The 20,580-nt window shown below is 52.3% G+C and carries 16 protein-coding genes; 4 read left to right on the top strand and 12 right to left on the bottom strand.

Annotated elements, in window-relative coordinates; genetic code table 11:
- Positions 1-434: 434 nt before the first annotated feature.
- From alx to FEK42_RS06570, 4 genes are all read right to left on the bottom strand, one after another.
- Positions 435-1,400, bottom strand: a complete 966-nt coding sequence (alx, locus tag FEK42_RS06585) for a TerC family membrane protein Alx (RefSeq protein WP_001098819.1) — start codon at positions 1,398-1,400, stop codon at positions 435-437.
- A gap of 282 nt (positions 1,401-1,682) precedes the next feature.
- The gene (locus FEK42_RS06580; RefSeq protein WP_130210402.1) at positions 1,683-2,669 is read right to left on the bottom strand and encodes a Gfo/Idh/MocA family oxidoreductase; all 987 of its coding nucleotides are present in this window, start codon (positions 2,667-2,669) and stop codon (positions 1,683-1,685) included.
- Positions 2,670-2,747: 78 nt separating this feature from the next.
- The gene (locus FEK42_RS06575) at positions 2,748-3,440 is read right to left on the bottom strand and encodes a vancomycin high temperature exclusion protein (RefSeq protein ID WP_130210404.1); all 693 of its coding nucleotides are present in this window, start codon (positions 3,438-3,440) and stop codon (positions 2,748-2,750) included.
- Positions 3,441-3,516: 76 nt separating this feature from the next.
- Positions 3,517-4,020, bottom strand: coding sequence for a M48 family metallopeptidase (locus tag FEK42_RS06570; protein WP_001295542.1), 504 nt, complete (start codon positions 4,018-4,020; stop codon positions 3,517-3,519).
- A gap of 84 nt (positions 4,021-4,104) precedes the next feature.
- Here FEK42_RS06570 and rlmG point away from each other — a divergent pair, with 84 nt between their 5' ends.
- The 3 genes from rlmG to higA all read left to right on the top strand — a co-directional run bounded on the left by rlmG (position 4,105) and on the right by higA (position 6,253).
- Positions 4,105-5,241 carry a 23S rRNA (guanine(1835)-N(2))-methyltransferase RlmG gene (rlmG, locus tag FEK42_RS06565; protein WP_130210408.1) on the top strand — a complete coding sequence of 379 codons (1,137 nt, stop codon included), beginning with the start codon at positions 4,105-4,107 and terminating at the stop codon, positions 5,239-5,241.
- 284 nt (positions 5,242-5,525) lie between these two features.
- Positions 5,526-5,840, top strand: a complete 315-nt coding sequence (higB, locus tag FEK42_RS06560) for a type II toxin-antitoxin system toxin HigB (RefSeq protein ID WP_135492999.1) — start codon at positions 5,526-5,528, stop codon at positions 5,838-5,840.
- Complete coding sequence (gene higA, locus FEK42_RS06555) at positions 5,837-6,253, top strand: type II toxin-antitoxin system antitoxin HigA (protein ID WP_135490382.1); 417 nt, start codon at positions 5,837-5,839, stop codon at positions 6,251-6,253. The genes higB and higA overlap by 4 nt, the downstream gene beginning before the upstream one ends.
- A gap of 110 nt (positions 6,254-6,363) precedes the next feature.
- Here the strand turns inward: higA and fadH are convergent, their stop codons facing one another.
- From fadH to ebgR, 7 genes are all read right to left on the bottom strand, one after another.
- Positions 6,364-8,382, bottom strand: a complete 2,019-nt coding sequence (gene fadH / locus FEK42_RS06550) for an NADPH-dependent 2,4-dienoyl-CoA reductase (protein WP_135492998.1) — start codon at positions 8,380-8,382, stop codon at positions 6,364-6,366.
- Between the two features lie 225 nt (positions 8,383-8,607).
- Complete coding sequence (gene ygjK, locus FEK42_RS06545) at positions 8,608-10,959, bottom strand: alpha-glucosidase (RefSeq protein WP_135492997.1); 2,352 nt, start codon at positions 10,957-10,959, stop codon at positions 8,608-8,610.
- Between the two features lie 16 nt (positions 10,960-10,975).
- Complete coding sequence (gene ygjJ, locus FEK42_RS06540; protein ID WP_130210416.1) at positions 10,976-12,046, bottom strand: protein YgjJ; 1,071 nt, start codon at positions 12,044-12,046, stop codon at positions 10,976-10,978.
- 133 nt (positions 12,047-12,179) lie between these two features.
- Positions 12,180-13,613, bottom strand: coding sequence for an amino acid permease (locus FEK42_RS06535; RefSeq protein WP_135492996.1), 1,434 nt, complete (start codon positions 13,611-13,613; stop codon positions 12,180-12,182).
- Between the two features lie 62 nt (positions 13,614-13,675).
- On the bottom strand, positions 13,676-14,125 hold the full coding sequence (locus FEK42_RS06530; RefSeq protein WP_001219950.1) for a beta-galactosidase subunit beta: 450 nt from the start codon (positions 14,123-14,125) through the stop codon (positions 13,676-13,678).
- The gene (gene ebgA / locus FEK42_RS06525; RefSeq protein ID WP_135492995.1) at positions 14,122-17,214 is read right to left on the bottom strand and encodes a beta-galactosidase subunit alpha; all 3,093 of its coding nucleotides are present in this window, start codon (positions 17,212-17,214) and stop codon (positions 14,122-14,124) included. Before ebgA ends, FEK42_RS06530 begins: the two co-directional genes overlap by 4 nt.
- Positions 17,215-17,397: 183 nt before the next feature.
- Positions 17,398-18,381: a transcriptional regulator EbgR gene (gene ebgR / locus FEK42_RS06520; RefSeq protein WP_130210420.1), complete on the bottom strand. Its 984-nt coding sequence runs from the start codon at positions 18,379-18,381 to the stop codon at positions 17,398-17,400.
- Positions 18,382-18,599: 218 nt separating this feature from the next.
- On the opposite strand from ebgR, the gene FEK42_RS06515 reads away from it, so the two are divergent.
- Positions 18,600-18,932, top strand: a complete 333-nt coding sequence (locus FEK42_RS06515) for a tRNA-binding protein (RefSeq protein ID WP_000450588.1) — start codon at positions 18,600-18,602, stop codon at positions 18,930-18,932.
- Positions 18,933-18,973: 41 nt separating this feature from the next.
- Here FEK42_RS06515 and ygjG read toward each other — a convergent pair whose 3' ends face one another.
- Positions 18,974-20,353 (bottom strand): putrescine aminotransferase, encoded by a 1,380-nt coding sequence (ygjG, locus tag FEK42_RS06510; RefSeq protein WP_167852532.1) that lies wholly within the window; start codon positions 20,351-20,353, stop codon positions 18,974-18,976.
- Positions 20,354-20,580: the final 227 nt, after the last annotated feature.

Raw genomic sequence — 20,580 nt, 5'->3', positions numbered from 1 at the left:
TTCGTTGTGTTGTCGCACATCCCTGGTGCGTTCTGTCGACGCATCTTTCAGGATGTAACAAAGTGTTTGCTAAGTCGAGTATAAGGAAAGTTACAGCTTCGGGAAGCGAAAAATGCTGGATTTTAAAGAGAGGTCATATTTTGCAACTTAATAGTTACATTTGTTTGACATAAGCAGAGGGAAGGACTGGCTACTAAGGCCTGATTAGATGACATATGGGCAAAACAATTTGGAATATGAGAACGGTTGCGCTCCTTTAATGTGCAATGCCATATAAAGTCACTGGCGCGGGGAGCGCGCAGGGGGCGGCCAATCGCTGCCGCCCCCTGCACCCGTGCGGTCTTTTTGTAAAGAGCTATAAGCCGATTACATAATTAGTAGCTCATCTTTGTCTGGAATGAGTTATCTCCAGTAATGGCTTAATATACAGCGAATCATTCTCCCCGCTGCTTATCATGCCGATAATTCACCCACGCGTTGATAATAAACGTCATCACCAGAATGCCAAACACCACGCCCAGCGAAACGGCGATCGGAATATGGTAGAAGTCGACAATCAGCATCTTGATACCGATAAACACCAGAATCACTGCCAGACCATATTTGAGCATCGAGAAACGCTCTGCTACGCCCGCCAGCAGGAAATACATCGCACGCAGGCCGAGGATCGCAAACAAGTTTGAGGTCAGCACAATAAACGGGTCGGTGGTAACGGCGAAGATAGCCGGAATGCTATCCACGGCGAAAATCACGTCGCTCAACTCCACCAGAATCAGCACCAGCATCAGCGGCGTGGCATACAACAAGCCATTCTTACGCACAAAGAAATGCTCGTTGTCGATGGTGTCAGTCATACGCAAATGACCACGCAGCCAGCGCACCAACGGCTTGTCGCCAATCCCTGATTCATCTTCATGGGCGAGCGCCATCTTCACGCCGGTAAACAGCAGGAAGGCGCCGAAGATATACAGGATCCAGTCGAACTGCGAAATCAGCCAACTACCGGTGAAGATCATGATGGTACGCAGAACAATCGCCCCGAGCACGCCATATACCAGCACGCGGCGTTGTAATGCCGCCGGAACAGAGAAATAGCTGAACAACATCAGCCAGACAAAGACGTTATCGACTGCCAGCGATTTCTCAATCAGATAACCGGTGAGGAAGGCCAGTGCCTGCGGGTCCGCGACTTCGCGCCCCTGCGTCTGGACTAAATACCACCAGAAAGCGGCGTTAAACAGTAACGAAAGGGTCACCCACACCAGCGACCAGGCCGCAGCCTGTTTCATGGTCATGGCATGCGCGCCACGACGCCCCTGCAGTAACAGGTCGATAGCCAGCATAATGGCGACAACAACAGCGAATCCGCCCCATAGCAACGGCGTGCCGACAGTATTCATAGAAGTTCCTTACACATAAAAAAACGGCCAACGTCGGAAGACGTCAGCCGCTGCTTTTTATGCATAGACCTCGCCTTCCGGCAAGGTCTCACTTACAACAAAAAAGGAATACGTCTGCGTATTCCTTTCGGGTTGCCCGGTGACCGGATGTGGTTTTTCACACATCGTAATGACGATCGACCGACAATGAAGTTACTCCCCTTTGCAGGTAACAAAGTATGACAGACCATTCATCCAGTCAATGGTCTGTTACATGCCTTTTACACTGCTTTACGGTAACCATTATTGTTTTACGCTATCTGCCGGAAAAATCACCCCAGTCTGGCGGCGGATCTCGGTCAGCAGTTTGGCGGTGATGCGACTAACCGCCAGCCCCGGATGATTAATCAGATGCTCATCCACCAGTTCAGCAAACAGCTCTGCTTCGTAGAGCATGGTATTAATATGCTGTGGCTGAGTGAGATCCTGCATCTGGCTGCCGCGCGGCACAAAGCAGACTTTCTGGCATTCAGAGAGTTTTTCAATCACCAGCGATCCCGCTTCGCCCTGAATCTCGCTCGCCAGGACAGAATCACTGACTTTTGAGTGCTGCAACGTAACGCTGAAATCACCGTAATCCATCACCACCACGCCGTGGGCATCCACGCCGCTTGCCAGCAAACTGGCGGTTGCCTGCACGCTTTTCGGTTCACCAAATAACGCCACCGCCGACGCCAGGCAGTAAAAGCCGATATCCATAATTGAACCGTTAGAGAATGCCGGATTAAAGGTGTTGGGATTCTCACCATCCAGATAACGTTGATAACGCGAGGAATACTGGCAGTAGTTGAAAAAGACTTTCCGCAGTTTGCCGACTTTTGGCAGCGCCTGGCGTAACAGATGAAAGTTAGGCAGGCAGGCCGTTTTAAATGCTTCAAACAGCACCACCTGATTTTCCCGCGCACAGGCAATGGCGGCATCCACTTCCGCCAGATTCGACGCCAGCGGTTTCTCGCAAATCACATGAATTTTGTGGCTAAGGAAAAGCTGCGTCTGGGCAAAATGCAGGGCATTCGGGCTGGCAATATACACCGCGTCAATGGCATCGCTTTCCGCCATCGCTTCCAGCGACGTAAACAGATGCTCGACAGAAAACTCATTGGCGAAGTGCTGGGCCTGTTCAAGGCTGCGGGAATAGACGGCGGTTAACTTATATTTACCGCTCTCATGTGCGGCCTCCACGAACTGGTGAGTGATCCAGTTCGTACCAATCACAGCGAAACGTATCATAACGCGTGGATACTCCATAAAGGGATTCTGCCGTCAATGTAGCACGCCTTTTTCATCTTCGACGTGCGCGGATACGCATTATTTCTGCGCCGGACAACCATGCTCACTAAACGGACCAATCATGACCGACGGCCCGAGATATTTTGGCTGACGATGGAGGATTTTTGCGTCTATCACCGCTCTAACCCTGGCGAGTTTCTCCCGCAGCTGAGTATACAAACCGTGCTTCATATTCAGGTCTGGCGCGTTAAACCCGATAGCATCGATGCCGTACTGTTTTGCCAGCCAGATGGCGCGTTGGTTATGAAATTCCTGCGAGATAATGGTGATATGGTTCTCCCCAAACACTTTATTGGCACGAACCACTGAATCAAGCGTTGAGAATCCGGCATAGTCACAGAAGATCACTTTTGCCGGTACGCCCTTAGCGATCAAAGCCTGCTGCATGCCTGACGCTTCATCGTAATTTTTACGTCCGTTGTCGCCACTGACCAGCAACCATTTCACTTTTCCTGCGTGGTACAACTCTGCGGCGGTATCAATACGTCGGGTAAAGTAGCGATTACCTGGCCTTGCTCCCAACAATAAACCCACGTTACGTGCCGGAATAGCGTTGACGTCACTCCAGGTGAGTTGTTGGCTGGCGTTGACCATTGCCCGATCGGCGATAAAAATCGTCGCGCCTGCCACAAGCAACAGAAAACAGGCAATTTTGAGAGTCCGGCGAGAAAAACAAATACGGCGAAGAAGGCGGGCGAATGCGCGCAGCATGGTCGTTATCCTTAACGATAGAGGGGAGGTCGATTTTAGGCGCTAAAGGAGGAAAAGATAGCGCCTGAGATCATTTTCAGATTTTGTCTTGTCCCAGTGACAGTTGCGTCAGCCACAGGCGAGTGTCGAACTCAAGCTGGTGGTACTGCGGTTCCATATGGCAGCACAACTGGTAAAACGCTTTGTTGTGCTCTTTCTCCTTCAGATGCGCCAGCTCGTGCACCACAATCATGCGCAAAAACGGTTCTGGCGCGTTGCGAAACACGGTGGCGACGCGGATCTCCGCCTTCGCTTTCAGCTTGCCGCCCTGCACACGTGAAACAGCGGTATGTAACCCGAGCGCGTTTTTCAGCACGTGGATCTTATTGTCATACATTACTTTATTGATCGGCGGGGCATTGCGCAGAAACTGATTTTTTAGATCCTGGGTATATTGCCAGAGGGCTTTATCGGTGGCGTAGTCGTGCGTTCCCGGATAGCGTTTTGCCAGCACATCGCCCAGACGCTGTTCATTAATCAGCGTGCGCACCTGGGAAAGCAGCTGCTCGGGATAACCCTGAAGATAAGTAAGATTGCTCATAACCGCCCACGAAAAAGAGAAAAAGGGTATACTCACGCACCCTTTTCAGGGGCAACGTCGAAATTTTATCATTCAGGAGGGCCGATGAGCCACTTAGACAACGGTTTCCGTTCACTGACACTACAACGTTTTCCGGCGACGGATGACGTTAACCCGCTACAGGCGTGGGAAGCGGCGGATGAATATTTGCTGCAACAGTTGGACGATACAGAAATCCGCGGCCCGGTGTTAATCCTGAATGATGCTTTTGGCGCGTTAAGCTGTGCGCTGGCGGAACATAAGCCGTACAGCATCGGCGACTCATACATCAGCGAACTGGCGACACGCGAGAATTTACGCCTCAACGGGATTGATGAGTCGAGCGTGAAGTTTCTTGACAGCACCGCTGACTACCCGCAACAGCCGGGCGTGGTGCTGATCAAAATACCGAAAACACTGGCATTGCTGGAACAGCAACTGCGTGCGCTGCGCAAAGTGGTCACGCCGGAAACACGCATTATTGCCGGTGCCAAAGCCCGTGACATTCACACTTCCACGCTGGAACTGTTCGAAAAAGTGCTCGGCCCGACCACCACCACGCTGGCATGGAAAAAAGCGCGCCTGATTAATTGCACTTTCAATGAACCGCCGCTGGCCGATGCGCCGCAGACCGTTAGCTGGAAGCTGGAAGGTACTGACTGGACTATCCACAACCATGCGAATGTCTTCTCCCGCACCGGGCTGGATATTGGCGCGCGCTTCTTTATGCAACATCTGCCGGAAAATCTCGAAGGGGAGATTGTCGATCTCGGCTGTGGTAACGGCGTTATTGGCCTGACGCTGCTTGATAAAAACCCGCAGGCGAAAGTGGTGTTTGTCGATGAATCACCGATGGCGGTTGCTTCCAGCCGTTTGAACGTCGAAACCAACATGCCAGAGGCGTTGGATCGCTGCGAGTTTATGATCAACAACGCGCTCTCCGGCGTGGAGCCTTTCCGCTTTAATGCTGTGCTCTGCAACCCGCCGTTTCATCAGCAACATGCGCTAACCGATAACGTCGCCTGGGAAATGTTCCACCACGCCCGCCGCTGCCTGAAAATCAACGGCGAGCTGTATATCGTTGCCAACCGTCACCTGGATTACTTCCATAAACTGAAGAAAATTTTTGGCAACTGCACCACTATTGCGACGAATAATAAATTTGTGGTGCTGAAAGCAGTGAAGCTGGGGCGCCGTCGATAAGATTGGGAGTTACCTGCCGGATGCGGCGTAAACGCCTTATCTGGCCTACGTTCAGCACGTTACCCCCAGGCCGGATAAGCCGCGGCAAGCGTCGCATCCGGCAATGTCTGCCCAGTTCTGGAATCGCGCTTCCATAAAACAAAAAATCCCAGTCACCATCCTCTGCATTCTCTTGTTTAGCGTTGTTCAACGTTTATTCTTCCGTCACGCAGATAAAATCATCCGTTGCCAATCTGTCAACGGGTGTTATCATATTGCCAATTTGTCAACGGACGTGATGAAGAATGCACCTGATAACTCAAAAAACATTGAAAGATGCTGCGGAAAAATACCCGCAACATAAAACGGAGTTGGTGGCTCTGGGGAACACGATTGCTAAGGGATATTTCAAAAAACCTGAGTCATTAAAAGCAGTATTCCCATCTCTGGATAACTTCAAATATCTGGATAAGCATTATGTTTTCAATGTTGGGGGCAATGAATTACGTGTTGTAGCAATGGTCTTTTTTGAATCGCAAAAGTGCTACATACGTGAAGTTATGACGCACAAAGAATACGATTTCTTTACCGCCGTTCATCGTACTAAGGGGAAAAAATGATTGCGATTGCCGACATCTTGCAAGCAGGAGAAAAGCTAACCGCTGTGGCACCTTTTCTGGCGGGTATCCAGAACGAAGAACAATACGTCCAGGCGCTGGAACTGGTCGATCATCTGCTGCTCAACGATCCTGAAAACCCCTTGCTGGATCTGGTGTGTGCCAAAATCACAGCGTGGGAGGGGGCAGCGCCTGAATTTGCTGAATTTAATGCCATGGCTCAAGCCATGCCTGGCGGTGTTGCTGTGATTCGTACACTGATGGATCAATACGGTTTAACCCTTTCTGATCTGCCGGAAATTGGCAGTAAATCGATGGTGTCACGCGTTTTGAACGGAAAGAGAAAATTAACGCTGGAACACGCTAAAAAGCTGGCAACGCGATTCGGCATTTCCCCTGCATTGTTTATTGATTAACGCGGCCTGCCGGATGCGGCGTAAACGCCTTATCCGGCCTACGTTCAGCACGTTACCCCGAGGCCGGATAAGACGCGTCAAGCGTCGCATCCGGCACTTCAATGCACGATTTAAATCTCCAGCGCCAGCCGTGTCCCCTGCGCGATCGCCCGTCGTGCGTCCAGCTCCATAGCCACATCGCAGCCGCCAATTAAATGCACAGTTTTCCCGCTATCAATCAGCGGTTGCGCCAGCGCGCGGTTTGGCTCTTGCCCTGCGCAGATCACCACATGATCCACTGCTAACACCTGCGTTTCGCCGTTGATCACTACATGCAGCCCTTCATCGTCGATCTTCTGGTAACTTACGCCAGGGATCATCTTCACGCCGCGCGAGAGCAGGGTGGTGCGATGGATCCAGCCCGTAGTTTTGCCCAACCCTTGTCCTGGTTTGCTGGCTTTGCGCTGGAGCATCACAATTTGCCGTGGGCTACGGGGGATCTGCATGCCTTGCGGACTCAAACCTCCAGCCTGTTGCAGGCTACTGTCGATCCCCCACTCATTACAGAACTCGGCGATATTCTGGCTGGTGGATTCGCCCGGCTGACTTAAATACATCGCCGTATCAAAACCAATCCCGCCACAACCGATGATGGCAACTTTGTTGCCCACCGGCGCTTTGTCGCGCAGTACATCGAGATAACTCAACACCTTCGGGTGATTGATCCCGTCAATGGGCGGAATTCGCGGTACGATCCCGCTAGCGAGGATCGTTTCATCGAACGCCTGTAACTGATCCGCCGTCACGGTGTGATTGAGTTTTAGCGTCACGCCCGTCACTTCGATCATGCGGCGGTAATAGCGCAGCGTTTCGTAAAACTCCTCTTTGCCGGGGATCTGTTTGGCGATATTAAATTGCCCGCCGATCTCGCTGTGCGCGTCAAACAACGTTACCTGATGACCACGCGCCGCCGCGTTAATGGCAAACGCCAGCCCTGCCGGACCTGCACCGACTACCGCCAGATTTTTTTTCTGCATGGCGGGAAGGATTGGCATTTTGGTTTCGTGGCAGGCGCGAGGATTCACCAGGCACGAGGTGACTTTGCCAACGAAGATCTGATCGAGACAGGCCTGATTGCAGCCAATACAAGTGTTGATCTCATCGGCTCGTCCCGATTGCGCTTTTGATAGCAGCTCGGCATCAGCAAGGAACGGTCGCGCCATCGACACCATGTCCGCATCACCGCGCGAGAGAATGTCGTCGGCAACCTGCGGATCGTTAATCCGGTTGGTGGTCACCAGCGGCAGCGAAACGTGGCCTTTCAGTTTGCGCGTGACCCAGCTAAAGGCACCGCGCGGCACGGGCGTGGCGATGGTCGGAATACGCGCTTCATGCCAGCCAATGCCGGTGTTGATAATGGTCGCGCCCGCCGCTTCAATGGCCTGCGCCAGCTCTACCGTTTCGGCAAAAGTACCGCCGCCTTCGACCAGGTCGAGCATCGACAGTCGGTAGATAATAATGAAGTCGTTGCCAACAAGTTCGCGCACCGCACGCACTACTTCTACGGCAAATCGCATCCGGTTGCGGTAATCGCCGCCCCACTGGTCACTACGCTGATTGGTGCGCAGCGTCAGAAATTCGTTGATCAAATACCCTTCGGAACCCATTACCTCTACACCGTCGTATCCGGCCTCCCGCGCCAGTTGTGCGCAGCTGGCGAAATCGTCGATCAGTTGCAGGATCTCTTCATGGGTGAGTTCGTGAGGAACGAAACGGTTGATGGGGGCCTGCAATGCGGAGGGAGCGACCAGATGCGGTTGGTAGCTGTAGCGCCCGGTATGCAAAATTTGCAGGGCGATTTTGCCGCCTTCCTGATGTACGGCTTCGGTAATGGTGCGATGGTGTGGGATCTGGCTGGCGTCGTTGAGCATTGCGCCACCTTCCATGCCAACGCCTGTTAAATCTGGTGCAATGCCGCCGCTGACAATCAGCGCCACGCCGTGACGGGCGCGTTCGGCATAAAACGCTGCCAGCCGCTCGGCACCGTCCGGGTATTCCTCCAGCCCGGTGTGCATTGAGCCCATCAACACGCGGTTTTTTAACGTGGTAAAACCTAAATCCAGCGGGGCGAACAGCGACGGGTAGCTCATAAAATTGTCCAGTATGTAAAATAATTGTTATGTGGTCGGATGAGTTCTAATTTAGCCGTCGCCGGAGAAAAGGGAAAAGGGGAGTGCGGGGTTTGTGATGGGATTCAAAAAGAATACGCCCGGTGGTAACGCCGGATGCAACGCTTGCCGCGTTTTATCCGGCCTGGGGAATTGCACATGTAGGGCGGATAAGGCGTTAACGCCGCATCCGCCAGTCGTTGCAAATTACTGCTTACGGAAAAAATCGTTATACAACATATACAAGTGCGCGGCACTCCAGGAGAAATTTGGTGCGCCTTGCTGTGCGCCAGTCAGCGGGTTGTAATTCTCCTGAATTGGGCCATCGGCGGTTAATCCTTTGGCGTGCCGGAAGAACGTATCCGCCAGCTTCAGGGCATCATCACGATAACCGTAACGCTCCATCCCTTTCAGACCAAACCAGAACTGATCCACCCATACGCGCCCGCGCCAGTAGATATCAGCGCCAAAAGCCGGATTGGTTAACGCCGCCGTTCCCAGCGGAACAAAGGTGTTGAACTCTTTAGGATCGAGCATCACCTTCACCACCGCGTCGGCGTTGGCCTGCGTTGCCGCACCGTTAAACAGCGGCGACCAGCCTTCCGGCCCTTTACCGCGCTCAACAATCGGTTTGCCCGCGCAGCCGTTCGCCAGCGGTTTATCTTCAATGCGCACGTCATAGTAGAACTGTGTAGTCGGGTCGAACATACAGGTGTTGATGTAGTCCGCGAGCTGCTGTGCCAACTGGCGATAGTGCTTAGCCTCTTCCGACTTACCGAGGATGGTTGCCATCTCCGCCAGATAATGATTATCGCTGTACATATAGCTGGCCTGATCCACCGACTCCTGCAATAGCGAGTAGCCCAGCAATGTTCCGTCCTGACTGCGGTTTTCGGCGAATTTCACCGTCCAGTCGCTACGTTTGCCGCCATTAGCGACATATTTATCCAGCTGTTCTTTGTCGATAAAACCAAAGACGGCGGCATCATCACGGCCCGATTCCCACGACGCAGCGACCTGTGCCGGAATTTCCAGACTGTCGTACTGGCCTTTCTCCACCACGTGGGCGTAGTTGTTCAGCCCAGACTGCGTCTCTTCTTTGTCACCTTTTTTCACCGTAAACAGCATCTCGCCATTCTCAGTGTTGTGGGCTTTGTCGCGGGTCGCGCCATATTCCGGCACGCCGTTGCCGTTATGATCGCGGTTACGTAACCACCAGTCGTGATAGGCCACCAGTTTCGGGTACATCTCTGCCAGCCAGGTTTTATCCTGGGTGACGTTATACACTTCCATCACCGACCAGGCGGCAAGGCTGGGTTTGGTGTTACGTTCGTTCCAGTTGCCACCATCGCCGCCACGCTCGGGGCTAAGGTTCCACGCTATCAGGTCGGGGACAAAGCCCACATCCTGTGGACGCACGGTGTCGCCGGGCTGGATCTGCCAGGAGAAGACCGCACGGATATTCTCTTTGGCGATGTCCGGATTGAAATGCGCCATCGCAAACGCCTGCTTCCAGGTATCCCACGGCCAGGTCTGATTGCCGGAGAACCAGCGTCCGGTCACCGACGGCGTGACGGTGTTATATTTCACCGCGCCGCCCGGTGAGCGCCAGTTACCGTTGAGCGTTTCGATTGCTTTCACCGCGACGCGCGTCTGTTCCGGCGTCGCATCCGGATTGGTTAATCCTTTCTTCAGGTATTCTTCCCAGCGTTGCTGCGAGGCGGTGAGATAAAACGCCGGACGCGCCAGAATATCGCGGATTTGCATCTGCTCTTTGCTAACTTCCTGAGCGGTCAGCAGGTGGGAATAGGTGGTATAGAGCGTCGTTGAACCGTTGATATGCGCCTTACTGGTAAAGCGATTGCCGTTGATTTCAGTCTGCACCGGCAGGGATTTATGCACCTGATATTCCGATTCGCCGGAGGTCAGCAGATCCCAGGTGGCGCGCACTTTGCCAAAGGTGACTTTCAGGCCATCACGGGTGGCGCTGATTTTGCGCTGATAGTCAGGGTACTCGCCAGCAATGGTTTTATCGGAAAGCGGTTTCCCTTCTTTCGCTTCCAGTTTTTCCAGCAGTTCGCCGTCCCACACCAGATCCAGCGGTTTATTGCTGATGATTTTAGTTTCCAGTAGTGACGTGCGCGGCGTGGCGAAGCGCAGAGTCATTTCGACCTGCACATCTTTTGCTGTCAGTTTTTGCACCAGCGCGCCGGGAATACTGTATGCCTCCAGCGTGAAGTCGACTTTCTTGCCGTCCTGCCAGACGGTCAGGCGGTCGAAATTGCTGGCCATAAAGTTGATGTATTCTTCCGTCAGCAGCGCTACGCCCGGAAAACCGCCCATGGTGTTCGGGCCGTCTGGCAACAAGTGGCCATGCCAGGCTCCGAGATCGAAAAACGGATTAAAACGCTGGTGGTCGTCGTAATCGTAATCCTTCATGTACTGCGGCGCGCCGGTACGGTTAATCACGTTTTTATAATTGTCGGCGTTGGCGGCATGGGCGGAAAAACTCATCAGCAGGGCACAGGCTACTGGTGTTAAAATAGTTTTGATTTTCATGAGATTACTGTCCTTATTACCAGTAGAAATATTGCATCAGGAAGATTTGGTCGCTGGGATCGTGAGAGGCATTTTTCATGTAGAAGCGGCTATCAAAAGCCGTTGCGAAACGTCCGCCGCCGTATTCGTACCAGATACCAAACTGCATGAAAGAGGTGGTTTCATCATCAGCGTGGTCAGGGCGATGTTTGGCGTAGGTGTAAGCGGTGGAGAGATAAACGCCCTTTAACGCTTCATACATGGCGCTCACCATCATCCCGCTTTCACTTCCCGGTACGTCCAGCCCGTCGGCGCGTCCGGTATGGTGCCAGGCGCGAGCGGCAAAGTTAGGGGTAAGCAGGCCCGTCAGATAGAGTTGTCCGGTGCCGTCGGTGATTTCCAGACCGTTCATCCAGGTGATGCCTTCGGCAAGGTCATACTGGATGTAACCGTTCATCATTGCCGGATAGGTGTATTTGTCGTCGTAGCGATCGTACTTGCCAAAATGTAGCCAGGCTTTGCTTTCGTCATGATGTCCGGCAGGTGTGGCGGTGACGCTATAACGAAAGTTGCCGCTTAAGTTCTGTACCTTCAGCGCGGTCATAATGTCGCGGGTATTGGGAATGACGTAGCCCAGATCGGGCGTGAAGTCGCCCCACCATTGCAGGTCATCCAGCGAGGAATCCTGACGCAGACTGAGCATGATTTCGGTGCCATCATTGGTACGATAACCGCCATAGAAACGGTTAATCCCACCTTCGAAACCGCCCCAGCTATGGTCAGGCACCCAGGCATTGCCGTCGTGGTCGGCCTGCACGGTCCAGCCTTCGCCGTAAATCAGGCCGAACCAGGAGCCGTACTTCATCTCCAGGCCACCTTCAATATAGGTGCCGTCGCTGTATTTATGTTTATTCTCACCCTCTAAATCCATATATCCACCAACCCCTAATTCGCCGTAAAAACGAAATGAAGGAGAAGATGTTGAGGTAATTGCGGGTGTTTTTGTGTCGTCATGTTCTGCCGGACGTACTTCTTCGCCCATCGCAGAAAAGGCATAGCAAAACGGCAGAGCAAGTAATGCTCTGCATGGTGCAGTGATTAATTTCATTGTGTTAATCCATGAGCTAAAGAAAAAGTACAGCCTTTTATCGTTGTAATTATAAAAATAGAAAGGCAGAAACTATTTTCCCTCTCCCCATCCAGGAAGAGGGAAAATGCCTGCTCATTTTTTATTAGTCTGCTTAATCAACATTGCTGGCTGGCGTCGCTTCAATATGGCGCTCTTCAGCCGTTAATCCCTTTATATATTTACTGTATTTCCACCACGCAAATCCGAGGAAGATAACAATACCGCCGACGTTATAAAAAATGATGGTCAGAATATTCGCGCCAGTCGGGAATGTCGAAGCGACAAACCCTACGGCAAATATCGCAATCAGCATTGAAACAATGATAATACCGGTGCGGCGGGAGCCCATACGGAAATCGCGTGGCAGGTGATCTAATTTGGCGCGTAAATTCAGGTAAGCCAGCATGATGAATAACGGCGGAAGCATGGACGCTGCGGCAGTCATATTAATAATGGTATTCATCAGATCCTGCACGGTATTGGAACCGAGCATCGGGATAATCATCAGCGGGATGACGATCAGGAACTGGATCCACGCCGCGCGCGCCGGAACGCCGTTTTCGTTAAGTTCGACGGTTTTCTTACCAAAGATGCCTTCCGGGATTTCGGAGAAGAAAATTTTCACCGGTGTTGCAGTCCACATCAGCAGGGAGCCGAACATCGCGGTAAAGGACACCAGACCGACAAAGCGATTCATCAGCGCTTCCGGCAGACCAAAATACGCCGCCATGCCGTGGAATACCTGCACCGATCCACCGGTAAATTTCAACTCTTTGCTGCTGACGAAGACGTTAATCAGCACTGAGGAGACGGAATACAGTATGCCGATAAAAATCCCGGCGAGGATGATCACTTTAACGAACGATTTCGAACCGCCTTTGACGTCGTTAACGTACACCGCGACGGACTCCGCGCCACCTGCGGCCATAAAGATCCAGGTGGTAACGCCGAGGAACGCCCAGTTGAAGTTCGGGATCATCGCTTCAACGGTGATCGGATCGGCAGGCTGTACGCCGCCAACCAGTGCCGTACCTGCCAGTAAAATGTAGGAGAGCGTTAACAGCAGCATCAGCGTTGAAGTGACGGAGGTAATTGGCCCCAGCATTTTCGCCCCGTTGGTGGAAACCCAGGTGGAGAAGGCGAATAGCACCATACTAATAATAGTGGTGGCAATCGGCGTCATAATATATTCGTAGCCGAGGAAGGCATACGAAGCATAAGCAATAACGCGCGGCAACAGCGAGGTGAAAAAGAACAGATTTACGAACCAGTAGGTATAGGCAGTAATAAATGCCCAACGTCCGCCCAGCGAACTTTTTACCCATGCGTAGACACCGGCTTCTGAGTTTTTATTTAACGAAACAAATTCTGCGATGATCAAGCAGAAGGGAATAAAATAAAAAATCGTCGCAAGGAAAAACATCGGTGCCGAGGCCAGTCCAAGCTCAATATTATTATTGATAACGTTGTTAAAGCTGTAAACGGCGGCAAAAGTCAGCGAGAGCAAGCCGAATTTGCCGATTGTATTACGTTTGGTATCAGACATAACACATCTCCGAAAATGAGTAGGGTAGAGGTGGTGGCAAACTCCTTTTGCCGCCGTAGTTGTTATTTGTTATGGAAATAACCATCTTCGATGGTGACTTTGAGAACCACTTTTTTGACCGCGTTATTGCAGATAAACCGATATGCTTCATGGATATCGCAAATAACGATTTGCCCTTCGTGGACCTCAACGGCTTCTCCGCAGCCTTTTAAATATTCACGGTCAGTTTCATCACGATAATATTCCACTACCTGTAATGTCTCTTTCGGCGCATATTCAATCTTTTGCTGCCCTTGCAGGTAGTAATGCACTTCAAAATAGCGTCGATGCCCGGTAAATAGCGCATCGGTCGCGGAGTCTGTCTCCACGCGGTAAGTCAATGAGTCACCGATGGAGTGGGCGACGCCAGGCTGAATGTTGTCGATATTTTCAATCGCTTCAACGCATCGTTGCCACTTCTTGCCAGAGGCGTAAATCTGGCGGAACTGTTCTAAGTTATCGATGATCCTCATTGCTTATTCTCGCTGTGCAAATTCGTGGAAAAGAACCCTGCGCCGAACTCATACGACGCCAGGCTTTGCGCGGTAGCTTCTCCGCCAGAAACCGGCAGCAACGTAAAGCCGTAGCTGAAGTCACGGAACCAGACGCGCCAGGAGTCCAGCACCTCGCTGCCCCAGGAGTTAGAGCCGAGGCCAAGCAGCTGGTGGTCGAGATTCAGGGTGATGTCATCACTGCGCTGCAGCTCGTTACAGTGCTGGGCAGCGTGGATGTTTTCCTGGGTATAGTGCCAGGCGCTGAAGTTAATTGGGCGCTGCGGAACCACCAGCAGACCGTTGCCGTGGCGGTTAGTCAGTGCTGTCCAGCGGACATGCTGACGGTTGCCGTTGTTCTGCGGGAAGGGATAGTTCTCGAACATGGCATCGACGTTGCTGCGCCAGATATCGATGATGTTAGCCTGCTGGCTGTCGGCGTAGTTTTCGCCCGGTCCACGACCGTAATACGCCACCTGGTCGTATTCGCCGTTAATCCCCATGGTGAAACCGATGCACGGAATGATGTGCGGATAGTCGCCGTAACGCTCGCCGGAAAGCGCCACGTTAACCTGGCCATCGGCAGCGATGCGCCAGATGTAGGTGCAGCGCATCCCGAAGTCAAACACCGGTGGGGCAATAACTGTGCGGCTGATGATCAACACTTCATCATCACTTTGCTCAACGACAAAATCGCGCAGATGCTCCTGCATGATCTGCAAATGATTTGGCTGCCACAGCCCTTCGTACTCCTGCTTATGGTTGTCGATCATTGGCTTGAAGAAGTTGATCTTTGGCTCGCGGGTCAGCAGCGATTCGCCATTCACCTGCCAGGATGTCGGTTTGCCACTCATTTTTGAGAAGGTGATCGCGAAGTTGTAGCCGCGAACGGTGCAGCTCAAACGATCGTCTTCCAGCGTCAGCGGACGCGCATTATTCGGCGTGAAAGGTACTGGCTGCGCGGTGTTTTCCTTCAGCGGGAACTGATACGTGGCGATAGGGTGTCCGGCTTCGCTGTAGCGGGTGCGGGAATCTTTGGTCACCGTAATGTTGAGGAACGCTTCGCGGGCGTCCAGCTGCGGCAGCGTGATCTGCAAGGGGGCTTCGCTGTTCGGCGCAACGTCGCGCAGTTTAATCTGCTGCGTCGCGAGCGTTTCACCTTCGGCGCGCACCTCTGCGTGCAGGGTGTAGTCATCAAGCGTGGTAAACCACAGTTTATTTTCGACTTTCAGCTCGCCGCGAGTCAGATCCAGCGCGTGGATTTTTACCGGCGCAATAACCTGTTTGTACTCTTTCAGGCCCGGTCCCGGCGTCTGATCGGAATAGATCAAACCATCAAGACAGAAGTTATAGTTGTTGGGATAGTCGCCGTAGTCGCCGCCGAATTTATACCAGACATTGCCGTTGTCATCCTGCGCCTGGATCCCGTGGTCGCACCATTCCCAGACATAATGGCCCTGAATGCAATCGTGCTTATAGAAAACGTTCTGGTATTCCGTCAGCCCACCAGGTCCGTTCCCCATCGCATGAGCGTATTCGCAGATGATGCGCGGCTTCGGATGCGGGTATTCACCAAACTCATTCATCAGCGGCACGCGGGTGTACATGGTGGAAATAATATCGACCACTTCAGCGTCGCGATCTTCTTCGTAGTGCACCAGTCTCGTGTCATCCAGCGCCTTCGCTGCGTGGTACATCGCGCGGATGTTACAGCCGTAGCCGGATTCATTGCCCAGCGACCAGATGATGATCGACGGATGGTTTTTCTGCGCGTGAATATGGCGAACAATGCGCTCGACGTAGACTTTTTCCCACTGCGGATCGTCGGTAATGCGGCTGATATCGCCGACATTAGCAAAGCCGTGCGATTCGACATCGGTTTCCGCCATCACAAACAGGCCGTAGATATCACACAGTTCGTAAAAACGCGGATCGTTGGGGTAGTGAGCGGTACGCACGGAGTTGATGTTGTGCTGCTTCATCAACTGGAGATCTTTTTCTACGCGATCCATTCCAACGGCGCGGCCTTTGCGATGATCGTTGTCGTGGCGGTTGACGCCGTGCAGCATCACATAACGGTTATTGATCCAGAACAGACCGTCGCGCACTTTGATATCACGGAAGCCAACGCGTTGTGGCACCACTTCCAGAACGTTGCCGTTGGCGTCTTTCAGCGTCATGACCAGATGGTAAAGATAAGGGGATTCTGCTGACCATTGTTGCGGCTGTTCGACAGTAAAAGCAAAGCTGGCGCTGGTCAGTTTTTCAATTGCCAGATGATCAATGGCGCTGCTGTGCACCACGCGTTCGCCATCAAACAGGGTATATTCCAGCGTCGTGACGACAGGGGAGGCAGCGAGATTTTCCAGTACCACTTCGCAGGACAGCGTGGCATCGCAATAGGCTTCGTCAAAGTCGGTGCGCACGGTGAAATCGTTAATATGCGTGAGTTGTTTTCCGACCAGATAAACATCGCGGAAAATCCCCGCTGACCACCACATATCCTGGTCCTCCACGTAGGTGGAGTCCGCCCATTGCATCACGCGCACACATAACAGGTTGTCGCCGGTTTTAACCATCGCGCTGATGTCAAACTCTGCGGTCAGGCGACTGCCCTTGCTGAAACCAACATACTGACCGTTAACGTAGACTTCAAAATAGGTTTCGACGCCGTCAAATTTAATCAGGGTCTGTTTACCCTGCCAGCCGTCGCTGAGGGTGAAAATACGTTGATAGGCACCGGTTGGGTTATCGCTGGGGACAAACGGCACATCGATGGGGAACGGAAAACCTTCGTCGGTATATTGCAGTTTGCCGTGACCTTCCATTTGCCACATGGCGGGGACGGTAATATGCCCCCAGTCAGCCATTAACTCAGAGGTGAAGGCTTCTGGTACTTGCAGCGGATGGTCAAAAAAGTGGAAATTCCACTGACCGCTTAAGGGCAGAAACAGGCTGCTGGTTTCACGGGCAAAAGTACGCGCCTGCGCAACAGAGTCATATGAAAAAAAGTACGCACGCGGAGCAAGTCGGTTTTCGTGGGTGAGCTGAATGTTTTCCCAGCGATTCATAGGGCCTCCCGGTAGAGAGAAATCGGAACCATTCATGGTGATGGTAGTTTGTGTAATTGCTGGGGAGTTTAGTAAAATTTTTACTAAAATGTAGCGAGTAAATGCATTTACTTTAACTGGATCACGAAAATAAACGGCAGCACTGTCCGGCAAAAAAGATTGCCGGACAGTGTGTAAGGGGATTTAACGGGTCGTGCCGCGCAGTTTTAATTTGCTGGGAACGAAGACTAATAGCGGCAGCGCGCGACCATCGCGGGCTTTTTCATACACCAGGTTAACGCCCTGGCTTCCCATCATTTCGGAATGGATGCGCACGGTGGAGAGCGGCGGAAAGGTAAATCGCGCGGTGGGGATGTCGTTCACGCTGATAAGCGAAATATCCTGTGGGATGTTCAGACCACGTTCATGAATTGCCCGCAGTACGCCGATAGCAATGGAATCGGAAGCAACAAACAGTGCCTTCGGATAGTCTTCCCGCGCCAGCATCTGTTTTGCCAGTTCATAGCCCGACGAACTGGAAAAACCGCCGCGCCAGATATCCTCTTCGCGTACCACTTGTTTCAGTCGGCCATATTCCGCAAAGGCGACCTCACGAATATCCGCCTTGCCAGGCAAGTCCTCGCCGCCAATAAAACCAATGCGATTAACGCCCTGATCGATATAGAAGTCGATGATTTCTTTACTGATGCGTGCCAGATCGATATCTACTGCATCGTAATTACTGCCGGGTTCGTGAAAGTCGATAAAACAGATATTGTCGGTCAACGCGCTGGCAGCGGCGCGCAGGGCGGGCGTGGGTTTGCCGACAATTAAAATACCGGTGACGTTTTTAATGTCTGGTAAGCCGCTGTGTTCATAACAATTGGTCAGTTCGATCGCCAGCTTTTCGCACTGGGTTTCAATGCCGTGGCGGATCGCCAGATAGTAAGGATCGTTGATCTCCAGCTCCTGCTGGTAGCTGTAGATAGCCAGAATATGGTGTTGGTTGACTGCACCTGTCTGGAGTTTACGGGCACTACTGGTCTTGTACTCCAGCTTTTCGGCGATCTCGAGAATGCGATGTTTCGTCTCTTCTTTCACATTCAATGTCGGATCGTCATTTAAGACCCTGGATACTGTCGCCAGGGATACGCCAGCTTCGATTGCGATGTCTTTTAGTGTTGCCATGTTTACCTTTTTTACTTTCCCTGATGTGCGCCCCCATTGTAGAGGAAGTGCTTATCGGGTCACCTGTTTTCAGTAAATAAAGCGCGTTTCTTTGACGCTGTAACGGTAACACAGCGGCTTACGAATGTGATCACGCCTGCATTCTCCATTTTTAGCCTACAGGATTGAGAAAAACTTTTGCTATAGTTTAGTAAAATTTTACTCGAAGGGAGGAAGCAATGGAAACCGTGGCTTACGCTGATTTTGCACGTCTGGAAATGCGCGTCGGAAAGATTGTGGAAGTGAAACGCCATGAAAACGCCGACAAGCTGTACATCGTACAGGTTGATGTGGGTGAAAAAACGCTGCAAACCGTGACCAGCCTGGTGCCGTACTACAGCGAAGAAGAGCTGATGGGGAAAACGGTGGTGGTCTTATGCAATCTGCAAAAAGCGAAAATGCGCGGTGAAACGTCGGAATGCATGCTGTTGTGTGCGGAAACCGATGACGGCAGTGAAAGCGTGCTGTTAACGCCGGAGCGGATGATGCCTGCGGGCGTACGTATCGTATAAATAGATCGGATGGCGACGTCGTATCGCCATCCGATTTGATATTACACTTCTTCGACACTTACTCGCATGGCCGCCAGCGCCTTACGCGCCGCTTTGATCACCAGTTCACACTGTTCAATGGTCAGTGTCAGTGGCGGTTCAATGCGGATCGTTTTGGCGTTATTGAGCGTTCCGGCCACCAGTACGCGCTGGCGGAACATCTCGCTGGCAAAGTTATAGCCGATTTCGTTATCAACAAACTCAATCGCCATCAACATCCCTTTACCACGCGTTTCCTGCACCAGATCGGGATATTCCCGCGCCAGTTGACGGAAACCGTCCAGCAACATATCGCCTTTTTGTTCAGCCTGAGCCGGTAAATTCTGCTCCAGCAACACATTGATGGTCGCCAGCGCCGCCGCACAGGCCAGCGGGTTGCCGCCAAAGGTGGTGGTATGCAGGAACGGGTTGTCGAACAGGACAGAGAACACCTCTTCAGTAGCGATGGTTGCGCCAATCGGCATCACGCCGCCGCCGAGGGCTTTTGCCAGACACAGGATGTCCGGCTGTACGTTCTCATGCTCGCAGGCAAACATTTTGCCCGTGCGCCCCATGCCCGTTTGTACTTCATCGAGGATCATCAGTGCGCCGAACTCATCGCACAGCTTACGCACGGCGGTGAGATAGCCTGGCGGCGGCAGAATTACGCCACCTTCGCCCTGAATCGGTTCGAGGATCACCGCAGCCACATCATCACCGGTTTTTTTGCACTCGTTAAGAGCCGTGCGCATGGCTTCGATATTGCCAAACGGCACATGACGGAACCCTGGCAGCAGTGGCATAAACGGCTTGCGGAAGGTCGATTTCGCCGTGGCCGACAGCGCGCCAAGTGATTTACCGTGGAACGCGCCGCTGGTGGCAATAAAAGTAAACTTGCCGCGCGGTGACTGGTAAGCCTTCGCCAGCTTCAGCGCCGCTTCAACGGACTCGGTGCCGCTATTACAGAAGAAGCTGTATTTCAGTTTACCGGGCGTTAGCGCAGCAAGAGTTTTCGCCAGCATCGCCCGTAACGGATCGAGCAGCTCCTGGCTGTGCAGCGGTTGTTTCGCAAGTTGATTCTGTACGGCGGAAACCACAACTGGATTACGGTGCCCCACGTTGAAAATTCCAAAACCTCCCAGGCAGTCGATAAACTCCTGTCCCTGGGTGTCGACAAGCGTATTTAAACCTCCCGCTTGCCACTCTACGGCTCCGTAATCCCCGCCGGCGGTAACAGATTTGCGATACTCTAAAAACCCCGGATTGACATGCTCTTTGAAGTATTCAATCACTTCTCGGTTAAGTGCTTTCATCTCCTCATGATCCAGCGTTCGCTTCTCAATGAGATTCAGGGCGTGGGCGCTGCACGCTAAAGCCGATGCGCTCGAAGGTAACCTGTTCAAAATATGCTCCGGAGGCTCGCGTATCACATGATACCGATTTAAGTATTGCAGGGATTGCGCCACTCCGGCTGCGATCGCGAAAATCGGGATAAACACAAATCGTATTATCATTTGTGTAACATTTAATGCTAAACGTTAACTGTTGTCGTTATTTTGCACGATTTTATCGGGGGGGAATTTTGCTATCGCTGCGCAAATGCACTCTTTCAGGGCAATAAATGCCTGAT

Origin of the sequence: Escherichia sp. E2748, assembly GCF_005781125.1 — a bacterium.
Taxonomy (GTDB): domain Bacteria; phylum Pseudomonadota; class Gammaproteobacteria; order Enterobacterales; family Enterobacteriaceae; genus Escherichia.
This window is presented reverse-complemented; position numbering and strand designations above follow the sequence as displayed.